Consider the following 20059-nt stretch of genomic DNA (forward strand, 5'->3'; position numbering starts at 1 on the left):
CGCCGCGCGGAGGCGTGCGACAGCGGTCCGCCGCCAGGCGGACGGTCAGGAGAGGACGATCGGAGGTCTGAGGAGGTACTCGGGGGGACGTTCCGGCGGCGGTGCGGCAGAGAGCGGCAGCGCGTGCCGGGCCGGCGCGGGCAGAGCCTGCGGGATCGCCGTCTCCAGCGCGCTCAGCGGCATGCTGACCGCGGTGCAGAGACAATCGATGCAGTGGGCCGCAGGGACATCCTGATCGCAGCAGTCCATGTTCTGAGCCATGCCCTCAGCCATGGCCTGGGCGGCCGCCTGCGGTCGGGCGCCGTGACAGGGCATGGCGGCGTCCCCGTCGTTCGCGAGCGCGCCGGCGGTCTGCGCGGCGGGCTGCGGCGCAAGGTCCATCGCGCAGGCATGGGCCAGCTCCCCGGCCGAGGCGGCCAGAATGCTCACGATCACGGCGATGGCGGTCAGCCTGCGCATGCGGGAATTAGAACCCATGCCGCGGCGTCAGTCCAATGCGCAGTTCCCGAAAACGGACATCGGCCCGCCGATGGACGCGGACCCACCCGCCAGGCCCGCGACGGGCCCGGACCGCCTGCCGCCGGCCGTTCCGGGTTAATATTCGCCGGAAACGCAAGGATCCGCCCCCATGCCGCTCGCAGACATCGCCGCCGTCATCATCACGCGGGACGCCGAGGCCACGCTGGCCGAGACGCTGGCGAGCCTGGCCTCCCTGCCCGAAGTGGTGGTCTACGACAACGGCTCGACGGACGGCACGGAGGACATCGCCCGCGCGCACGAGAACGTGCGCTGGTTCAGCGGCGAGTTCATGGGCTTCGGGCCGACCAAGAACCACGCGGCGGGGCTCGCCGAGCGCGACTGGATCCTGTCCATCGATGCCGACGAGGCGGCCAGCGAGGAACTGATCGCCGAGCTCGATGCGCTGGATCTCTCGGATAATGCGCGTCTATTTGAAGTGGACCGCCACAACTACCTGATGGGCAAACGCGTACGTCATGCCGGATGGGGCAACGATTGGCTGCCGCGCTTCTATCATCGCGATTGTCATCACTACAACGAGGCGTACGTGCACGAGCGCATTGAGCCCCGAGTGGGGACGGTACTGGTTCGTCTGCGGGCACCGCTACAACACCGAGCGGTCGAGCGACTCGGCGCCTTCCTGCAGAAAGCGGATCGTTACTCAGAGATGCGCGCAGCGCGTTCCTCCGCGGCGAAACCACCCATCATGATTTTCCTGCGTGCGGCGTGGGCCTTTTTTCGCACCTACTTCCTGCGGCTCGGCTTCCTGGAAGGCTGGCGCGGGCTGGTGATCGCCTGGGGCGAGGCGGACGGTGTATTCTACAAGTACATGAAGGCGACCGCCCGTCAGCGTGTGGATGCCGGCCGCTGAAATCTCGTCGGACGCCCATGTTCCAGCACGCACCGTTCTGTAGCTATTCTTGTGTTCGCGATCAATCCGTCCAAAAATTTGAGGCCTTTCAGGCTGGTACTTCGATTGGATTGACACTCCGTCAGAACCGCCGATTGAAACCCGGTACCTCCAGCCATCGCCGGATTCCAAGAAACGCTGATCGAGAGGTCGGATGGACTCTGCCCTGAAACACCTGAAGATTGCGCACATCAACCTCGCGCGCGGATTTCGTGGTGGCGAACGCCAGACGGAATTGTTGATCCGAGCTCTCGCCAAACGCAAAATCCGCCAGAAGCTTATCGCCCGTCGCTCCCAACCACTATGCGAACGCCTGCGGGATATAGACAGTCTGGATGTTGCTGAGGTATCCACGATATTCGGCGCCTGCCATGAATCACGTCTGGCCTCTCTGATTCATGTGCACGACGGACGTTCCATTCAGGCGGCCGCACTGTCGAAGACCCTGTTCAACACACCCTACATCGTCACCCGACGAGTCGATAATCCGATCCGGTCCAATTTCCTTACACGCCGGATGTATGTGCGAGCCTCAGCACTGGTCGCGCTTTCGAACGCCATCGTCGAGCAGATACGCCGATTCGATACGCGACTGCAGCCCGAGGTTATCCCCAGCGCATGGAACCCTGTTGAACCTGACCCGCGGCGAACGCACGGGTTGCGATCCTCCTATGGCGGAGCCTTCACTGTTGGTAACGTCGGCGCGCTGGATCAAGCGCACAAGGGGCAGATGGCGATCATTTCGGCCGCAAGAGCCCTGCCGGATGTCCTTTTCGTACTCGTCGGCAGCGGGCGGGACGAGACCCTGTTCCGCGAGGCCGCGTCGGGACTCGAAAACGTCCGGTTCGCCGGTCAGGTCGACAATGTCGCGAGCTATCTCGCGTCTTTCGACATCTTCGCTTTTCCCTCGCTGCACGAGGGGCTCGGTTCCATCCTGCTGGACGCGCTGCGACTCGGTGTGCCCGTGGTCGCCTCAGACGTCGGTGGTATCCCGGACATCATCACGGACGATGTGAACGGGATGCTGATCCCTGCCGGTGATGCGGAATCGTTGACGGCCGCGGTCGAGCGACTGGCCGGGCACCCGGAACTCCGGCAACGCTACGCAGAAGCTGGCAAGGCCGCGGCGGAGGCCTACTCTCCGGACGCGATGACCAGCCGCTATATGGATCTCTATCGCCGCGTCCTTTCGACGTGACGGCACCGTACCGCACGGCGTCTCAGAACGAGACTAGGCCGTTTTATGGTCGTCTCTGTAGGCGTCCGGCATCGACTCCGGACGCCCCTTGAACTTGCGGTGCACCCAGTAGTACTCGGCCGGCGCTTCGCGTATCCACTCCGCCACCATCTCGTTGTACCGGGTCGCATCCGACACCGGATCGCCGGAGGGAAAGTCGGCCAGCGGCGGATAGATCGTGATCCGGTAACCCGCATCATCGGGCAGCCGGCGCGGGAACAGGGGCAGCACCACGGCCTTGCCGAGTTTGGCCAGTGCGCTGGTGGCCGTGTTGGTCATCGCCGGCTCGCCCATGAACGGGATCAGCTCCGACTGCTTGCGCCGGTAGCTCTGATCCGGCGCATACCACACCGGCACCGTTTCACGCAGGCTGCGCACCATGGTCTTTATGTCGCTCTTCTCGATCGTGCGCCTGGCCGAACGCTCGCGGCCGCGGCGCCAGATCTCGTTAACCAGCGGACTGCGGTGCCGGCGATAAACGGCATCGAAGGGCGGCAGGTTCATATGCAGCACCGGGCCGCTGAACTCCAGCGTCGTGAAATGGGCCGTGAGCAGGATGGCCCCGCGGCCCTCCCCGACGGCACGGTCTACGTGCTCGGCGCCTTCCATGGTGGCCAGCGGCATGATGAAGGCGTCGCTACGCCACCAGGCGCTCGCCGTCTCCAGCAGCGACATGCCGAGGGAACGGAAATGGGCGCGAGTGAGCGCATCGACTTCCTCGCGCGACTTGTCAGGGAAACACAGTTCGATATTACGCCGGGCGACCGCGACGCGGCCGGGCAGCAATCTCGCCGCGACTCGCCCGAGGGTGCGGCCGAGACGCATCTGGGCGCGGTACGGCAGCAGGCAGGCGAGGCGCAACACGCCAATGCCGAACCAGGTCGGCCAATAGCGGGGATGCAGGAACGCGGTCAGGCGGGGGCGGTCTTCGCGCATAGGGCCGACAGTTTAGCCGCCCGCACCGAATTTATGTAGGAGGGGCTTCAGCCCCGACCGGTTTCGATCGGGCCTGACCGATCGGGCCTGAAGGCCCTCCTACATCGGCGTTAGTAGCGGAAGCCCAGCGACAGCGACCAGGTTCTGGGATCGCCGTAGTACGCCGTCTGGATGTTGCCGACGCTGGAGAACTCCTGCGCGTCGGTCTTGTAGACCTCGTCGCCGATGTTCTTGATGCCCGCCGTCACATTCCAGCGCTCGTCCATGGAGGTCCACGTGGCCAGCGCATTGAACAGCCAGTAGTCGTCCTGGGTCAGCACGTCGCGGTTGTCCACGGACAGCCATGCCTTGCCGCGGTAGTTGGCATCCGCGCCCAGGGTCAGGCTGCCGTTGGCGCCGAGATCCATGGTGTAGGTCGCCGCCAGACGCGCCGTCCAGTCCGGCGCGAACGGAGGCTCGTCGTCGGAACGGTCGTTGTCCGGCTGGCTGTCGTCGATGAACTCCTTGTAGTCGGCATCCAGATAACCGATCTGGGCCGCCAGGTTCAGCTCGTCGGTCACCAGCCAGTTGGCCTCGACTTCCACGCCCCAGATGTCGAGCTCGCCGGCGTTCAGCACGGGGAACGTGAACGACGGCACCGGCGCGTCGGGATCGACCACCTCGGCGACGCGCGCCTGAAAGTCCTCGTACTGGCTGAAGAACACCGCAGTATTCAGCTGCAGCCGGCCATCGGCCATCGTACGCTTGTTACCCACCTCGTAGGTCCAGACGTATTCCGGATCGAACGCACCGGTGTCGCCCGGCGAATTCGCACGGCCGTTGAAACCACCGCTCTTGAAGCCGCGGGAGATACTGCCGTAGTACATCAGCTGCTCGTTGACCTCGTAGTCGAGGGCCAGCGTCGGCGTCACCGCGTCCCAGCTGTCGTCGTCCGTGTAGACGAAGGGCGGGAACGTCAATGCGGGCAGGTTGGAGAACGTGCTCGTCGTGCGGAAATACTCCTTGTCCTCGGTGGTGTAGCGGATGCCGAACGTGGCCGACAGCTGCTCGTTGACCGCATACGTTCCCTGCGCAAAGAGCGCATAGCTGTCGAGCGTCAGGTCGTCACCGATGGTCCGCAGGAAATCGAGTGGCAGGCCACCGAAAGCCAGGAAATCATCCGCGTAGGCCTCCTGATCGGAGCCAATGTTCTCGTGCAGATAGTAGAGACCTGCGACGCCGGTGAAATCCCCGCCGGCATCGTACAGCAGCTGGAACTCCTGACTGATCTGTTCCTGGTCGATGCCGACGAAGACGTCGCCCACCTCGAACGGCGTGGCATCGATATCGATGTAGAAGTCGGCCTCGAGCCTGCGCCAGGCCGAGATGGACTTGGCGGTGTAGGCGTCGTTCAGATCCCAGGTCAGGGTCAGGGAAGTGCCCCAGTGGGTCAGATCCTGACCCGGATCGTTCGGCAGTACCGAGGACGCCTCGAAATCGTACTCGCCCGTAGGCGCTGGCTGCAGGACCACCGGCCCGAGCGCCAGATCCGTCTGGACCAGGTCGGACTCCAGCCGTCCCATGGTCAGCGCGTTCTTCTGGCGGGTGGCGTCAACGGCCAGGATCGCCTCGAAGTTCTCGGTCGGATCCCAGGCCAGCGCCAGGCGGCCGGAAGCGTTGTCGCGATCGTTGTACTCGCGGCCGCTGATCGGGTCGTCGACCAGGCCGTCGCGCTGGTCCATCAGGCCGGAGAAACTCACTGCAAGTGTGTCGGTCAGACCGCCGGTCAGATAGAAGCGACCCGCCGTCCGGCTGTAATCGCCGACGGTGAGCTCGCCGCGTGCCTCGAATTCCTGGCTCGGCTTGCGACTCACGAGGCGAATGGCGCCCGCGATCGTGTTCTTGCCGTACAGCGTACCCTGGGGTCCGCGCAGGACCTCGATGCGCTCGATATCGTAGAGCGAGAAGAGCGCACCCTGGATACGCGAGATATACACGTCGTCCAGATAGATGCCCACGGCCGGGTCGAAGGTCTGCAGGGCATCGGGTTGTCCGATACCGCGGATGAAGACGTTGGCGCTGGAGGCCGAGCCACGGCCCTGCACCAGGTTCAGGTTCGGCACGGCTCCCTGGATACCGTCGAGCTGATCCGCCTGCAGGCGCTCGAGTTCGCTGGCATTGAATGCGGAGATGGCGATCGGCACCGACTGCAGCGTCTCCTCGCGGCGACGTGCGGTCACGACGATCTCCTCGACGGCGCGTGCGCCGTCGTCGGTCTGGGCGAGGGCGACCGGACCGAAACCGGTCACCGGCAACGCGACGGCCAGGATTGCACCCAGTTTTCGGGCATAGCGGTAACGTAAAGACATGAAAAACCCCCCGATGGTTGAATAAGCGGCACCGTAGTGCCTGCCCGCGCTCGGGCCGTTGCAGCCGTAATTCAACGAACGCTGAATGAATCCTATTTCAACGCTGGTTGAATTACAAGACCGCAGGCCAACGGCTGTAGGAGGGCCTTCAGGCCCGACCCGCCCTGCCAGACCCCCGTTCTTTTGTGGCCGCCCTGCGGAGGTATCCATCTTGCTCCCGACAAAAGGTCGCGGCGATGGATACCTCCGCATGACGGCCACCTCGTGGTGGCGTGAAGGAAGCGCCAGTCAGCGGCGCCTGCTGACTCGTACCACGCCTTTCCGCTACGGGCCCGTCAGCGGGCCAACGCCGATAGAAAGCCGGGTTGGGCCTGAAGGCCCTCCTACCCTTCTGCCAGGGCGCGGAAGCCGGCGGACACGAAGCGTGGCATGCGGTCGCTGATGGCCTCCATGTCCGTGGAGCGGCACAGGCCGCCGGACAGGTTATCGATGCGGCCGGTCTCGGCGAAGGTGAGGGTCAGTGCACCGGAAAGGAAATGATAGGACCAGTAGATCTCGGCCTCGGACCACTCCGGCTTCGCCCGCATCAGCGCCTCCAGGAAGCGCTTCACCAGCGGATCGAAGAAGCGGGTCATGAGCTCGCCGCCCCACTCCGGCGAGTTGTTGATCTGGGCGATCAGCGCGAAGTAGTGCTTCCACTTCTCGTGGTCCTCCACCAGCAGCTGCAGCAGCGGGTTGGTGAAGGCGGCGATGATCTCCTCCACGCTCGGCTGGTCGTCGGTGTGGCGCGCCTCCACCTCCTCGAGCGCCTGCAGGCGGATGTCGTTCAGCACCTCCGCGTGGCGCAGCAGCACGGCGTCGAAGAGGTCGCGTTTGGACTTGAAGTGGTAGTAGGCGAGCGCGACGTCGGCCCCGGCCTTGCGCATGATCTGGCGCACGGTGACGCCGTCGAAGCCGTGCTGGGCGAACAACTCCTCGGCAGCGTTGAGTATGCGTTCCCGGGTCGCTTCGGTCTTGCGCTGCTTCTTCGCCATCCAGATCACCGTGCTGTCAGTGTTTCCGCATTCTAGGGGCCGCCCCCTTGCAACTCAACAAATGTTGAAATACGCTTCAACGAGCGTTGAAATTGGCGGCAGGGGGATCGCCTATGGCCTGGTTCAGCGCCGGGGAAGCCTATCTGCCCGGCATCATCGACCTGAATGCCCGCTGGCTGGCGAACAAGCCGGCGGTGATCTGCAACGGGGAGACGCTCTCCTGGTCCGGGTATCGCGAACGGCTGGGAAGCGTGGCCGCCGGCCTCGCAGCACTCGGTCTCGAGCCCGGCGACCGTGTGATCATCCTTATGCGCAACGGCCTGGAGATGGCCGAGGCCCAGTTCGGCACGATCTACGGCGGCTTCGTGGCCGTGCCGCTGAACGTCTCGGTGAGCGATGACGGCATACTCACCCTCATCCGCGACAGCGGCGCGAAAGCAGTCATCGCCTCCCACGAGCACGTGCAGCGGCTGGCCGACATGGGTGAGGAGCTGCCCGAAGAACTCACTGGCCGCATGATCGGCCACACGGGCCCCGGCGCAGAAGCCGAGGGTTTCATCGAGTACGCCGAGTGGCGGGATCATCACCCGCCCCGCGAGAGCGGCTACCCCGTGAGCGCGGATCACGAGTGCAACATTATCTACAGCTCGGGCACCACCGGCCTGCCGAAGGGCATCGTGCATTCCCACCAGTGTCGGGCGGCCTGGGCATACGACATGGCGCTGGCGCTGCGCTATCACGGCGGCGCCCGCACGCTGTGCTCGCTGGGGCTCTACTCCAACATCACCTGGGTGGCGATGCTGGCCACCTTCTGGTGCGGCGGCACCATCGTGGTCATGCCGGCCTTCGACGTCGAGCGCTTCCTCTCGACGGTCGCGGAACAGGAAATCACCCACTCCGCCATGGTGCCGGTGCAGTTCCAGCGCGTCCTCGAACATCCCGCCTTCGGGCAGTATGACCTTTCGAGTCTGCACACCCTGATGTGCTGCGGCTCGCCGCTGCACGAATCGCTGAAGCAGCGGATCTACGACGAGATCTGTTCCGACTTCATCGAGCTGTACGGTCTCACCGAAGGACTGGTCACGACGCTGCAACCCGAGGATGCGGCCCTGCGCATGAACTCCGTCGGTCGGCCCTGCCCCGGCCAGGACATCGTGATCCTCGGCGACGACGACGAGGTGATGCCGGCGGGCGAGCCGGGCGAGATCGTCGGCTACGGCCGGCTGCTCATGACCGGCTACCTGAACCGGGACGACGCCAACGAGGAATCCACCTGGACCGATGACCGGGGCCGGCGCTGGCTGCGCACCGGCGACATCGGCCGTCTGGACGAGGAGGGCTTCCTGTACCTCGTCGACCGCAAGAAGGACATGATCCTGTCCGGCGCCCAGAACATCTATCCGGCAGACATCGAGGCGGTGGCGACGCGCCACCCCGCCGTGGCGGACGTGGCGGTGATCGGCGTGCCGAGCGCAAAGTGGGGCGAGACGCCGCTCGCGGTGGTGGTGTGCGGCGAAGGCGCCGGGGTCGAGGCCGAGGCACTCGCGGCGTGGATCAACGAGCGGGTGGGCAAGCAGCAGCGGGTGGCCGGCGTGGCCTTCGTGGACGAGCTGCCCCGCAATCCCAATGGCAAGGTCCTGAAGCGCGAGCTGCGCCGGGACTACGCGGATACCACTCTCTGAGGCCCGACGAATGAGCGATCCCAGCTACTACAGCGACCAGTACTTCGAGAGCGAGGACGGCCTGCGTCTCCATTACCGGGACTATCGTCCGCATGGCGGCGACGACGATCAACCGCCCGTCTTCTGCCTGCCCGGCCTCACCCGAAACTGCCGCGACTTCGAGGCCATTGCACATCACCTGTCGCAAGACCTGTCACCGGGCCGCCGGGTCATCTCGCCGGACTTCCGCGGCCGCGGTCTGTCCGACTACGACCCCGAATGGCGCAACTACCATCCGCTGACCTACGTGCGGGACACGGAGCGACTCGCCGGCGAACTCGGCCTCGAGCGCATCGTCTGCCTGGGCACCTCCCTGGGAGGCCTGGTCTCCATGGCGCTGAATCACCGCCGGCCGGCGCTGGTGGACCGGGTCATCCTGAACGACGTCGGCCCGGAGATCGCGCCGGAGGGCCTGACCCGTATCCTGGGTTACGCCGGCAAGACGCCGGATATCCGCTCCTGGGAGGATGCCGTCACGCTGTCGAAGGCGAACTACGGCGTCGCCTATCCCGACCTCACCGACGAGGAATGGCTCGCCTATGCCCGCACCGGCTACCGGGAGGACGAGCACGGCGTGCCGCAGCTCGACTGTGACCCGAAGATCGGCGATGCGCTGCGTGAGGTCGGCGGCGAGCTCGAGGACCCCTGGGTGCTGTTCGCAGGCCTGGCGGACACGCCGACGTTGCTGATCCATGGTCTGCTGTCGGACATCCTGACGGAGGAGATCGTCGACAAGATGCGCGCCGCCAAACCGGATCTGGAAGTACTGCAGGTGCCGAACCGGGGCCACGTGCCGATGCTGAACGAGCCGGCCTGCCTGGCCGGCATCGACGCCTTCCTCCCCTGAGCCGGACTTACTCGAACTCGATCAGCAGATCCTTCGCCTCGACCTGGGCGCCGGGGGCGGCGACCACCCGCTTCACGGTGCCGTCCCGCTCGGCCGACACCGCGGTCTCCATCTTCATGGCTTCCATGGTCAGCAGCGGATCGCCCCGCTCCACCTTCTGGCCGGGCTCGACCGCGACGGAGACCACCAGTCCCGGCATGGGCGCGGCGACGTGGCTGGAATTGGACAGGTCGGCGCGCTCGCGCACGACCTTGTCGTGGGCCAGCGCATTGTCGGCGATGCGCACCGACGCCGGCCAGCCGTTCACCTCGAAGAACAGGTGGCGTACGCCCTCGGGGTCGGCCTCGGACGCCGTGAGATAACGGATCACCGCCTGGCGTCCGTCCTCGACGATGGTGACCGTGATGTCCTCGCCGGGCTCCATGCCGTAGAAGAACACGTGGGTCGGCAGGACGCTCACGTCGCCGTACTCCTGCCAGTGGGCCTCGAACTCCCCGAAGACCTTCGGATACATGTTGTGGCTGGCAAGGTCCGCCTCGGAGGCCGGCCGGCCGATGGCCTCCGACAGCTTCTCGCGTTCGGTCTCGAGCTCCACCGGCTCCAGATGCTTGCCCGGGCGATCGGTGAAGGGTTGCCTGCCTCGCAGCACCTTCTTCTGCAGGTCGCGCGGGAAACCGCCGGGCGGCTGGCCGAGCTCGCCGGCGAAAAACGCCACCACGGAATCGGGGAAGGAGATGTCACGCTCCGGGTCGCAGACCTGCTCGATGGTGATGTCCTGGGTCACCATCATGAGCGCCATGTCGCCCACCACCTTCGAAGACGGTGTCACCTTGACGATGTCGCCGAAGGCCTCGTTCACGTCGGCATAGGCCCGGGCCACCTCGTGCCAGCGCCGGCCGATCCCGAGCGAATTCGCCTGTTCCTTCAGATTGGTGAACTGGCCGCCGGGCATCTCGTGGAGATAGACCTCGGAGGCGCCGGCGCGGATGTCGGGCTCGAAGGCCGCATACTGGCCGCGCACCTGCTCCCAGTAATTGGACAGGGTGCGGATGTGGGTCTCGTCCAGGCCGGTGTCGTGGTCGGTGAACTTGAGCGCGGCCACCGCCGAGCCCATGCAGGGCTGGGACGTGAGACCGCTCATGGCGTCCATGGCGGTATCGAAGGCATCCACGCCGGCGGCCACCGCCGCGAGGATGCTGGACACCGCGGCCCCGCTGGTGTCGTGGGTATGGAAGTGGATGGGCAGGCCGATCTCCTGCTTCAGCGCGGTGATCAGCTTCGTCGCGGCCGCGGGCTTCAGCAGTCCGGCCATGTCCTTGATGGCAAGGATGTGGGCGCCGGCCGCCTCGAGCTCCTTCGCCAGCTCCACGTAGTAGGCCAGGTCGTACTTCGGCCGCGCCGGGTCCAGGATGTCCCCGGTGTAGCAGATGGCCGCCTCGGCGATCTTGCCGGTCTCGCGCACGCTGTCGATGGCGACGCGCATGTTCTCCACCCAGTTCAGACAGTCGAAGATGCGGAAGACGTCGACGCCGGCCTCCGCCGCCCGGTGGGTGAAGTGGCGCACCACGTTGTCCGGGTAGTTGGTGTAGCCGACGCCGTTCGACGCCCGCAGCAGCATCTGCTGCATGAGATTCGGCATGGCCTCGGAGAGATCCGCCAGGCGTTGCCAGGGGTCTTCCTTCAGGAAGCGCATGGCGACGTCGAAGGTGGCGCCGCCCCAGGACTCGACCGAGAACAGGCCCGGCATCAGGCGCGCGTAGTGCGGCGCGATGCGCAGCATGTCGAGCGAGCGCATGCGGGTGGCGAGCAGCGACTGGTGAGCGTCCCGGAACGTGGTGTCGGTCACCACCGGCAGCGGTTGCTCCTTGAGCCAGCGGGCGACCGCCTCGGCGCCGTCGCGCTCCAGGATCTGGCGCACGCCGTCGGTCACGGGCAGATCCGGCAGTGGCGGCGGCTCCGGCGCCCGGCGGCTCGCCGGCCGCGCGCGGCCTTCCACCTGGGCGTTGCCGTTGACGATGACCTCGCCGATGTAGTGCACCAGCTTGGTGGCATGGGTCTGCGGCAGCGGCAGATCGAGCAGCTCCGGCGTCTCGTCGATGAAGCGGGTGTTGTAATCGGCCTCGAGGAAGCGCGGGTGGGTCACCAGGCCCTGCAGGAACTCAAGGTTGGTCTCCACACCGCGCACGCGGAATTCGCCCAGGGCGCGGCGCATGCGATGGACGGCCTCCAGGTCGTCCTGGCCCGATGCGGTGACCTTCACCAGCAGGCTGTCGTAATGACGCGTGATGACCGCGCCGGAATACGCGGTGCCCGCATCCAGGCGGATGCCCGGGCCCGCCGGGCTGCGGTAGGCGACGATGCGGCCGAAATCCGGGATGAAGTTGTTGCGCGGGTCCTCGGTGGTGACCCGGCACTGCAGCGCCGAGCCGCGCATGCCGATGTCGGCCTGCGCCGGGATGCCGCAGGTGTCCGGGTCGCCGATGCGCCCGCCCGCGGCGATCTGTATCTGGCTCTTGACGATGTCGAGCCCGGTCACCTGTTCCGTGACGGTGTGCTCCACCTGCACCCGCGGGTTGACCTCGATGAAGTAGTAGGCGCCAGTATCGACGTCCTGGAGGAACTCGACGGTGCCCGCATTGGAGTAATCAACCGAGCGGGCGAGCCGCAGCGCGGCGTTGCAGATGTCCTCCCGGGCCGCGTCGTCCAGGTAGGGCGCCGGCGCGCGTTCCACCACCTTCTGGTGACGGCGCTGCACGCTGCAGTCACGCTCGAACAGGTGCACCACGTTGCCGTGCTCGTCGCCGAGCACCTGCACCTCGACGTGGCGGGCGCGGCGCACGAGCTTCTCCAGGTACACCTCGTCGTTGCCGAAGGCGGCCTTCGCCTCCCGGCGGGCCATGTCGATCTGGCTGCGCAGCTCGCGCTCGTCCTCGATGACCCGCATGCCGCGGCCGCCGCCACCCCAGCTCGCCTTCAGCATCACCGGGTAGCCGATCTCCCCCGCCAGGCGGGAGATCTCGGCCGGGTCGCCCGGCAGCGGCGCGGTGGCCGGCATCACCGGCACGTCGGCGGCCTCGGCGATCCGGCGGGCCTGTACCTTGTTGCCGAGTCGGCGCATCACCTCCGGTTTCGGACCGATGAAGATGATGCCGGCCTCGGCACAGGCCTCGGCGAAGTCCGGGTTTTCGGACAGGAAGCCGTAGCCCGGATGCACCGCGTCGCAACCGGACTGGCGCGCCACCCGCAACATCTCGTCGATGTCCAGGTAGGCGCCCGTGGGCGTGAGGCCGTGGCCTATGCGGTAGGCCTCGTGGCCGCCGAAGCGGTGCAGGGTGAGGTGATCCTCGTCGGAATAGACGTTGACCGCCTCGAGTCCCAGCTCGTAGGCGGCGCGCACGATCCGGATGGCGATCTCGCTCCGGTTCGCGACGAGGATCTTCGTGATCGTTTTGCCGGCCACGGAACGCTCAGAGTGCCTTCAGTACGGCATCCAGGCTCTCCCTGGCGTCGCCGAACAGCATGCGCGTGTTCTCCTTGAAGAACAGCGGGTTCTGCACGCCGGCGTAGCCGGTGGCCATGCTGCGCTTCAGCACGATCGTGGTCTTGCCCTTCCACACCTCCAGCACGGGCATGCCGGCGATGGGGCTGTCCGGCACTTCCTGGGCGGACGGATTCACGATGTCGTTGGCGCCGATCACGATCGAGACGTCCACGTTCGGGAAGTCGTCGTTGATCTCGTCCATCTCGAACACGATGTCGTAGGGCACCTTGGACTCCGCCAGCAGCACGTTCATGTGGCCGGGCATGCGGCCGGCCACCGGATGGATGCCGAAGCGCACGTTCACGCCCTTGTCGCGCAGCAAACGGGTGAGTTCGTAGACGATGTGCTGGGCCTGGGCCACGGCCATGCCGTAGCCGGGCACGATCATCACTTCCTTCGCATCGTCCAGCAGCGCGGCGGTGTCCTCCGGGGTGATGGGGTTCACTTCCCCTTCCTCGCCGTCGCCCGCCGCGGCCATGCCGCCGCCGGTGCCGAAACCGCCGGCGATCACGTTCAGGAACTTGCGGTTCATGGCCCGGCACATGATGTAGGAGAGGATGGCGCCGCTGGAGCCCACCAGCGCGCCGGTAACGATCAGGAGATCGTTGCTGAGCATGAAGCCGGTGGCCGCCGCCGCCCAGCCCGAGTAGCTGTTCAGCATGGAGACCACCACGGGCATGTCCGCCCCGCCGATGGCCATTACCATGTGTACGCCGAAGGCCAGCGCGATGAGGGTCATGAAGACGAGCGGCCAGAATCCGCCGCCGGCCGCCGACTGCTGGACGAACTCCGCACCGAACCAGACAGCCCCGATCAGGAGCCCCAGGTTCAGCCAGTGGCGCGCGGGCAGCAGCAGCGGGCTGCCGCCGATGCGCCCGGAGAGCTTGCCGAAGGCGATCACCGAACCGGAGAACGTGACGGCACCGATGAGGATGCCGAGATAGGTCTCCACGTCGTGGATGGTCTTCTCCACACCGGTGAAGTGCACCGACGGGTCGCCGAAGTTCACGTAGCCGACGAATACCGCGCCCAGACCCACGAGACTGTGCAGGATGGCCACGAGTTCCGGCATCTGCGTCATCTGGACCCGCCGCGCCACGATCAGGCCGATCGTCCCACCGATGGCGAGCGCCACGATCAGCAGCACGTAGTTGTCGGTGACGATGCCGAAGATGGTGGCGAGCAGGGCGATGGCCATGCCCGTCATGCCGTAATAGTTGCCGCGCCGTGCGGTCTCCTGGTTGGAGAGCCCGCCGAGCGCAAGGATGAAGAGGATGGTTGCGCCGATGTAGGCGACGGTGACGATTCCCTGTGGCATGTCTGTCTCCTACTTGCGGAACATCTGCAGCATGCGCTGCGTGACGGCGAAACCACCCGCGATATTCACGGCGGTGATGAGCACGGTGAAGCCCGCCATCCAGGCGATCCAGCCCACCGGCGAGGAGATCTGCAGCAGCGCGCCGATGATGATGATGCTGGAGATGGCGTTGGTGACGCTCATCAGTGGCGTGTGCAGCGACGCAGTCACGTTCCAGATGACCATGTAGCCGATGAAGCACGCCAGCACGAACACGGTGAAGTGCTGCATGAACGACGGCGGGGCCACCGAACCCAGGCCGAGCAATGCCAGCGCGCCAACGCCGAACAGGATGATCGGGCCCATGACACTCGGCTTCTTCGGCTCGGACGGTGCCGGGGCTGGTTCGGCCTCCTTTTTCGGCGGCGGTGCCGCGCTGATCTTCGGCGCCGGTGGCGGCCAGGTGATCTCACCCTCCTTCACGACGGTGGCGCCGCGCACCACTTCGTCGTCGAAGTCGACGACAATGTTGCCGTCCTTCTCCGGCGTCATGTCGGTCAGCAGGTGGCGGAGGTTGGTGCCGTAGAGCTGGCTGGACTGGGCGGCGAGCCGGCTGGGCAGGTCGGTGTAGCCGATGATGGTCACGCCGTGCCGCTCCACCACCTCGTTCGGCTCGGTCAGCTCGCAGTTGCCGCCCTGCTCGGAGGCCAGGTCGACGATGACGCTGCCCGGCTTCATCGACTCGACCATCTCGGTGGTAATGAGCTTCGGTGCCGGCTTGCCGGGAATCAGCGCCGTGGTGATGATGATGTCCACGTCCTTCGCCTGCTCGGCGAACAGCGCCATCTCGGCCTTGATGAACTCCTCGCTCATCACCTTGGCATAGCCGCCCTCACCCGAGCCCTCTTCCTCGAAGTCGAGCATCAGGAACTCGGCGTCCATGCTCTCCACCTGCTCCTTGACCTCCGGGCGGGTGTCGAAGGAGCGCACGATGGCGCCCATGCTCTTGGCCGCGCCGATGGCGGCGAGCCCGGCGACGCCGGCACCGATGACCAGCACCTTGGCGGGCGGGATTTTGCCGGCCGCCGTGATCTGGCCGGTGAAGAAACGGCCGAAATGCTGGGCGGCCTCGACGACCGCGCGGTAACCGCCGATATTCGCCATGGAAGACAGCGCATCCATCTTCTGGGCGCGGGAGATGCGCGGGATGGAATCCATCGCGAGCACCGTCACCTTCTTCTCGGCGAGACGGTTCAGGAGATCTTCGTTCTGGGCCGGCCACAGGAAGCTCACCAGCGTCTGGCCCTCCTGCAGGAGTTCCACCTCCTCGCTTTCCGGCGGGCGCACCTTCAGCACGATGTCGCTTGTCTTCCAGAGTTCGTGGGCGTTCTCGACGACGCTCGCGCCGGCGTCCTCGTAGGCAGCGTCGGAGAAATCCGCGGCGCTGCCGGCGCCGCTTTCCACCTGCACCGAGAATCCGAGCTTGATCAGCTGACCGACCACATCCGGGGTGGTGGCCACGCGTTTCTCGCCGGGCCATGTCTCCCGGGGCACACCGATCTTCATAGGGTTCTCCACGTTGAGTTCTTCGTTATCGGGCCCTTCGGCGGGCCGGGCCAATCGCCAATGATACGGAAGAATCGCCCCCGCGTCAGACGGTGATGAGGTGCCAGACCCAGGCGACGGCCAGGATATTCAGTACGGCGGGGAGGATGCCGAGCACTCGGGCGAGCCGGCCCAGCACGCGCAGGCGGGGCAGCGTCTGCAGCAGCAGCCACACGGCGATCAATGCGGCCAGACTCAGCAAAGCCAGCACGGCCAGGGTGGCCGTGGCGCCCGGCGCCGCGCCATCCGCTGGCACCAGGCGTGGCGCGACCGCCGCCGACAGCATCACCAGCGCCCACAGGACCGCGAGGATGTAGATGCCCTGGGAAGAAGGTCTGGGGACCACGTCGTCCATGACCCCAGTCTAACTCAGCCCGCTGCAGCGGCCCTTGTCACCGCCTTGGCCGCGAGGGCCTCGCGCTCGGCGATCTTGCGCCGCTCGACGCCGTCGGGATCCAGGCCGATCAGCAGCAGCAGCGCCAGCAGCGGCATGAGCCCGCCCAGCATGTAGAGCTCGTCCAGGCGCAGGTCGTAGCCGGCGACGTCCAGCCAGGTCAGCAGCTTGGCGCCCAGCGCGTAACCGAGGTTGCCCATGGCCATGTACAGCGTGAACTGGGTGGCCGCGGCCGCCGTCCAGGAGACTTTCATGTAGAGCGAGAACATGGCGACCGTCGAGAATGCCATGGCGCCCTTGAAGGCCGGCAGCAGCACCACGTGGCCTCCGTCGGCATCGAAGGAGCCGGCGAACAGCAGGCCGAAACCGCCCATGGACGCGGCGAGTCCCGTGAGCCCCACCGCGGCCATGCGCCGGCGCCCGTACCGGTCGCAGAGATAGCCGCCGGCCAGTGCACCCACCAGCTCGCCGAGCACGCCCCAGGTCCCCTGGGCCGTGGAGAACCGCTCCGCGCTCCAGCCCAGCCCCTGCACGAAGAACTCCGTGGTCAGGGGGGAGAACAGGCCTTCCGTAGAGACGTGGATGATGCCGAATATCAGCAGCGTGGCCGTGGTGCGGTTGGAGAAGGCGCGCTTCAGCTCTTTCAGCGTGATCAGCGGCCCGAAATCCCTCGCCGCGGCGACGCCCTGGGCCCGCCCCGCGCTCCAGGGCAGCCGCTTCTCGCCCGCGCGCTCCGGCCAGGCGATGACCACCGCCAGCACGGCGATCACCATCACCGCCTGGATGATGACCGCCGTCGGTATCCCCCAGCGGGCGGCCACGAAGCCCATGCCGGCGCCGCCCACCGCGATGCCGGCGAGCTTCGAGCCCCACATGAAGCCGTTCACCCGGCCCCGCTCGCTGTCGTCCAGCAGGTCCACCGCCAGCGCGTCCGCGGCCACGTCCTGCATCGACGCGAAGCAGTTGTGGATGAAGAACACCCAGGCAATCCAGGTCAGCGTACCCGTACTCTCCAGCGCACCCGTGTACACGGCACCGAGCAGCGTCAAGGCCATCGCGGTCTGGGCGAACATGAGCCAGGGACGGCGCAGCCCCATCGCCGGGAACCGCAGCGAGTCGATCATCGGAGCCCAGACGAACTTGAAGCTCCACGGCAGGATCGCCATGGCCGTCACGGTGGCCGTCTGGGCCTTGTCGTGGCCCGCCTCGCTCAGGATGGCGAGCAAGGCCACGGTGGCGAACCCCCAGGGGAATCCCTGGGTGAAATACAGCAGGCAGAGCAACACCCGGCGGGCGTAGCGGTTGTCCGCCAGACTCAAGGGCGGTCGGGCATTCACATCGTCTCCCCCGCGATCGTGCCGGGCTCACACCCCCCCGGCGGCGCTCCCCCGAGTCAGCCGCCCGCCGAAAGATGCAGAATACCGACCGGGCTGTCAATTTCTGCCGGCGTCAGGCGACGGCCCGGCTCGCGCCCTCCACCATCCAGAGCACGACGGCGTAGCGGGCTCCCTTGCCGATGCCGACCAGCAGCAGGAACAGCCAGAAGCGCACCCGCATCAGCCCGGCGACGAAGGTGAGCGCATCGCCGCCGATCGGTGCCCAGGCCATCAGCAGGGACCACACGCCGTAGCGCTGGAACCAGGCCTGGGCGCGGCCCAGGTTCTTCTCGCGGAACGGGAACCAGCGCCGGTCCTCGAAGCGCAGGAAGAAACGGGCCAGCGCCCAGTTCACCGCCCCGCCCAGCGTGTTGCCGGCCGTCGCCCAGACCCACAGCGCCAGCGGGTCGTAGCCTTCCACCAGCAGGCCGGCGAACAGGACCTCCGAGTAGAACGGCAGCAACGTGGCCGCCAGCAGCGCGGTGAAGAAGAGTCCGAGGTAGGTGATCAAGCGTGCGGGACTCCGGATCGATAGTCCCGCGCCGCCGCCACCAGGCGGCGGAACAGCTGCCGCTGGCGGGACAGATACAGCAGAAACTCCGGGTGCCACTGCACACCCATGAGGAAACGCCGCCGCGGCTCCTCCACCGCCTGCACGATCTCGTCGAGATCCCGGCCCGACACCTCCAGGCCCTCGCCCAGCCGGTCGATGCTCTGGTTGTGCAGGCTGTTGATCTTCAGTTCCTGTCCGCCGAGCAGAGCGGCCAGCCGGGTGCCGGCGCGCACGCACAGCGTCTTCAGCGGCAGCAGCGTGCGCCGGTGGGAGGTGCGGTGGCGGCGGCCGCGCAGGTCCTGGAACAGAGTGCCGCCCAGCCGCACGTTCAGGAGCTGCGCGCCGCGGCAGATACCGAGCAGCGGCGTACCGTCGGCGAGCGCGCAGTCGATGATCTCGGATTCGAAGGCGTCACGCTCCGGGTCGTAGCGGCCCTCCACCTCGGCCTCGGCTTTGTAGAGCACCGGTTCCACGTCGTGCCCGCCGGTGACGATCACGCCGTCCAGGTCGCCCGTGGATACCCGGTCGCCGGGGCGCAGGTGACGCGGCCGGCCGCCGGCGAGCAGCACCGCCATATGCACGCAGACCCGCGGTCCCCACGCCCCCCGGCGCGGGCCGGTGATGCCGATCAGCGGTCTGCCGTCTGACCCAGCCAAGACTCGACCTCCCGTGCCCAGTTCTCCAGCAGGTGCCCGAGCGGCTCGTCCAGCCAGCGGACATAGGCCCTGCAGATGCGCGTGAGTCTCCCCCGGTCCGCCGCCAGCGCCTCCACCTTCAGCCAGTCGGCCCAGGCGAGATGAATGCCCCAGTAAGGCCGATCGATCTCGCAATTCGGCAGCCGGTAATGGAAGGTGGGACGCGGCTTCACCCGGGGATCGTCCACGACCGCGCGCACTCGCTCCTCGTCCAGAAAGAGAAACAGCGGCAGCATGTCCAGCGCCCGGTTGCGCGTGGGGTTATCCGCCAGGTAGTCGTCGATCAGCCGCGCCTGGCCGGGCTGGTAATCCGGGTCGACCACTTTGCGCACGTAGCGGGCAGGGAACGGCGCCATGAAGCGGGTCAGGCGCCGCGTGAGATCGGGTGCCGAGCGCTTCTCCAGCCAGTCGTACAGGCAGAAGAAGGCCTTGAGATAGGCGACCACGGTGCCGGCATCCAGTGACGGCAGCTCGGGGTTGAGCTGCAGGCCGAAGGCGTAGGAGATGCCGGCCCCGGTCCCCCGGGCACCCGCATGGCGCAGCCGCGCGATCAGCGACTGCACCTCGGCGAGCCGCTCCATCGGCAGCGGCGGGCTGACCACCTCCACCGGCACCACCGCCTCGGCGCCGGCGCGGACGACACTCTCGGCGGCCTCGTCGATGAAGGCTGCCAGGTCGGATTCCGGGTCTTCCTCCCGCCCCTTCTGCTTCAGGTATTCGTAGTCCAGCTCGACGCCCCAGTCGCCCGCGGGGTCGCCGTGCACCAGGTGTTCGTAGCGGCTCTTCTCCTCGACCTGACCGTCGAAGTGGGTCGCGACCAGCCGGCTGACCTCGGCCACGCCGGGGCCGATCATCTCCAGCTCGACGCCCACCCGCCGGGGCTCTCCGTCCGGGTTGTCGGCAACCGGGGGCAGCGGCACGCGCCAGTCCCCGAACAGGTCTGTGTAGTCGCCTTCGTCCATCCGGTCGACACTAGCAGATGCCCTGTGCAGATGCCCATTGGCCGCGAGGAGGACGCTCCGGGGTGGCGGCCCGGGTGCTAGCAT

Annotated in this window: 16 protein-coding genes; 4 read left to right on the forward strand and 12 right to left on the reverse strand. The window is 66.8% G+C overall.

Annotated elements, in window-relative coordinates:
* Window positions 1–45 precede the first annotated feature (45 nt).
* The gene (locus ACJMKX_RS16890) at window positions 46–477 is read right to left on the reverse strand and encodes a hypothetical protein (protein WP_405228009.1); all 432 of its coding nucleotides are present in this window, start codon (window positions 475–477) and stop codon (window positions 46–48) included.
* Window positions 478–628: 151 nt separating this feature from the next.
* On the opposite strand from ACJMKX_RS16890, the gene ACJMKX_RS16895 reads away from it, so the two are divergent.
* A complete protein-coding gene (locus ACJMKX_RS16895) occupies window positions 629–1390 on the forward strand; it encodes a glycosyltransferase family 2 protein (protein ID WP_405228011.1) in 762 nt (253 codons plus the stop codon).
* Window positions 1391–1583: 193 nt separating this feature from the next.
* The gene (locus ACJMKX_RS16900; RefSeq protein ID WP_405228013.1) at window positions 1584–2627 is read left to right on the forward strand and encodes a glycosyltransferase family 4 protein; all 1044 of its coding nucleotides are present in this window, start codon (window positions 1584–1586) and stop codon (window positions 2625–2627) included.
* A 33-nt stretch (window positions 2628–2660) separates the two neighbouring features.
* On the opposite strand, the gene lpxL is transcribed toward ACJMKX_RS16900, so the two are convergent.
* The 3 genes from lpxL to ACJMKX_RS16915 form a co-directional block, all read right to left on the reverse strand.
* Entirely contained in the window at window positions 2661–3602 is a 942-nt protein-coding gene (lpxL, locus tag ACJMKX_RS16905; RefSeq protein WP_405228015.1) for an LpxL/LpxP family Kdo(2)-lipid IV(A) lauroyl/palmitoleoyl acyltransferase, read from the reverse strand.
* A 110-nt stretch (window positions 3603–3712) separates the two neighbouring features.
* The gene (locus ACJMKX_RS16910) at window positions 3713–5950 is read right to left on the reverse strand and encodes a TonB-dependent receptor (RefSeq protein WP_405228017.1); all 2238 of its coding nucleotides are present in this window, start codon (window positions 5948–5950) and stop codon (window positions 3713–3715) included.
* A 383-nt stretch (window positions 5951–6333) separates the two neighbouring features.
* On the reverse strand, window positions 6334–6984 hold the full coding sequence (locus ACJMKX_RS16915) for a TetR/AcrR family transcriptional regulator (protein WP_405228019.1): 651 nt from the start codon (window positions 6982–6984) through the stop codon (window positions 6334–6336).
* 113 nt (window positions 6985–7097) lie between these two features.
* On the opposite strand from ACJMKX_RS16915, the gene ACJMKX_RS16920 reads away from it, so the two are divergent.
* Window positions 7098–8666 carry a class I adenylate-forming enzyme family protein gene (locus ACJMKX_RS16920; RefSeq protein WP_405228021.1) on the forward strand — a complete coding sequence of 523 codons (1569 nt, stop codon included), beginning with the start codon at window positions 7098–7100 and terminating at the stop codon, window positions 8664–8666.
* A gap of 10 nt (window positions 8667–8676) precedes the next feature.
* A complete protein-coding gene (locus tag ACJMKX_RS16925; RefSeq protein ID WP_405228023.1) occupies window positions 8677–9552 on the forward strand; it encodes an alpha/beta fold hydrolase in 876 nt (291 codons plus the stop codon).
* A gap of 7 nt (window positions 9553–9559) precedes the next feature.
* On the opposite strand, the gene ACJMKX_RS16930 is transcribed toward ACJMKX_RS16925, so the two are convergent.
* The 8 genes from ACJMKX_RS16930 to ACJMKX_RS16965 all read right to left on the reverse strand — a co-directional run bounded on the left by ACJMKX_RS16930 (window position 9560) and on the right by ACJMKX_RS16965 (window position 19975).
* Window positions 9560–13012, reverse strand: coding sequence for a pyruvate carboxylase (locus ACJMKX_RS16930; RefSeq protein ID WP_405228025.1), 3453 nt, complete (start codon window positions 13010–13012; stop codon window positions 9560–9562).
* 7 nt (window positions 13013–13019) lie between these two features.
* Entirely contained in the window at window positions 13020–14411 is a 1392-nt protein-coding gene (pntB, locus tag ACJMKX_RS16935) for a Re/Si-specific NAD(P)(+) transhydrogenase subunit beta (RefSeq protein ID WP_405228027.1), read from the reverse strand.
* 9 nt (window positions 14412–14420) lie between these two features.
* The gene (locus tag ACJMKX_RS16940; protein ID WP_405228029.1) at window positions 14421–15956 is read right to left on the reverse strand and encodes a Re/Si-specific NAD(P)(+) transhydrogenase subunit alpha; all 1536 of its coding nucleotides are present in this window, start codon (window positions 15954–15956) and stop codon (window positions 14421–14423) included.
* An 85-nt stretch (window positions 15957–16041) separates the two neighbouring features.
* On the reverse strand, window positions 16042–16350 hold the full coding sequence (locus tag ACJMKX_RS16945; protein ID WP_405228031.1) for a hypothetical protein: 309 nt from the start codon (window positions 16348–16350) through the stop codon (window positions 16042–16044).
* Between the two features lie 14 nt (window positions 16351–16364).
* Complete coding sequence (locus ACJMKX_RS16950; protein WP_405228033.1) at window positions 16365–17726, reverse strand: MFS transporter; 1362 nt, start codon at window positions 17724–17726, stop codon at window positions 16365–16367.
* A gap of 112 nt (window positions 17727–17838) precedes the next feature.
* A complete protein-coding gene (locus ACJMKX_RS16955) occupies window positions 17839–18276 on the reverse strand; it encodes a YqaA family protein (RefSeq protein WP_405228034.1) in 438 nt (145 codons plus the stop codon).
* Entirely contained in the window at window positions 18273–18974 is a 702-nt protein-coding gene (locus ACJMKX_RS16960) for a gamma-glutamyl-gamma-aminobutyrate hydrolase family protein (RefSeq protein ID WP_405228036.1), read from the reverse strand. The genes ACJMKX_RS16955 and ACJMKX_RS16960 overlap by 4 nt, the downstream gene beginning before the upstream one ends.
* Entirely contained in the window at window positions 18947–19975 is a 1029-nt protein-coding gene (locus ACJMKX_RS16965; RefSeq protein WP_405228038.1) for an amidoligase family protein, read from the reverse strand. Before ACJMKX_RS16965 ends, ACJMKX_RS16960 begins: the two co-directional genes overlap by 28 nt.
* Window positions 19976–20059: the final 84 nt, after the last annotated feature.

It is taken from the genome of Lentisalinibacter sediminis, from assembly GCF_040706615.1.
Lineage (GTDB): Bacteria > Pseudomonadota > Gammaproteobacteria > Steroidobacterales > Woeseiaceae > Lentisalinibacter > Lentisalinibacter sediminis.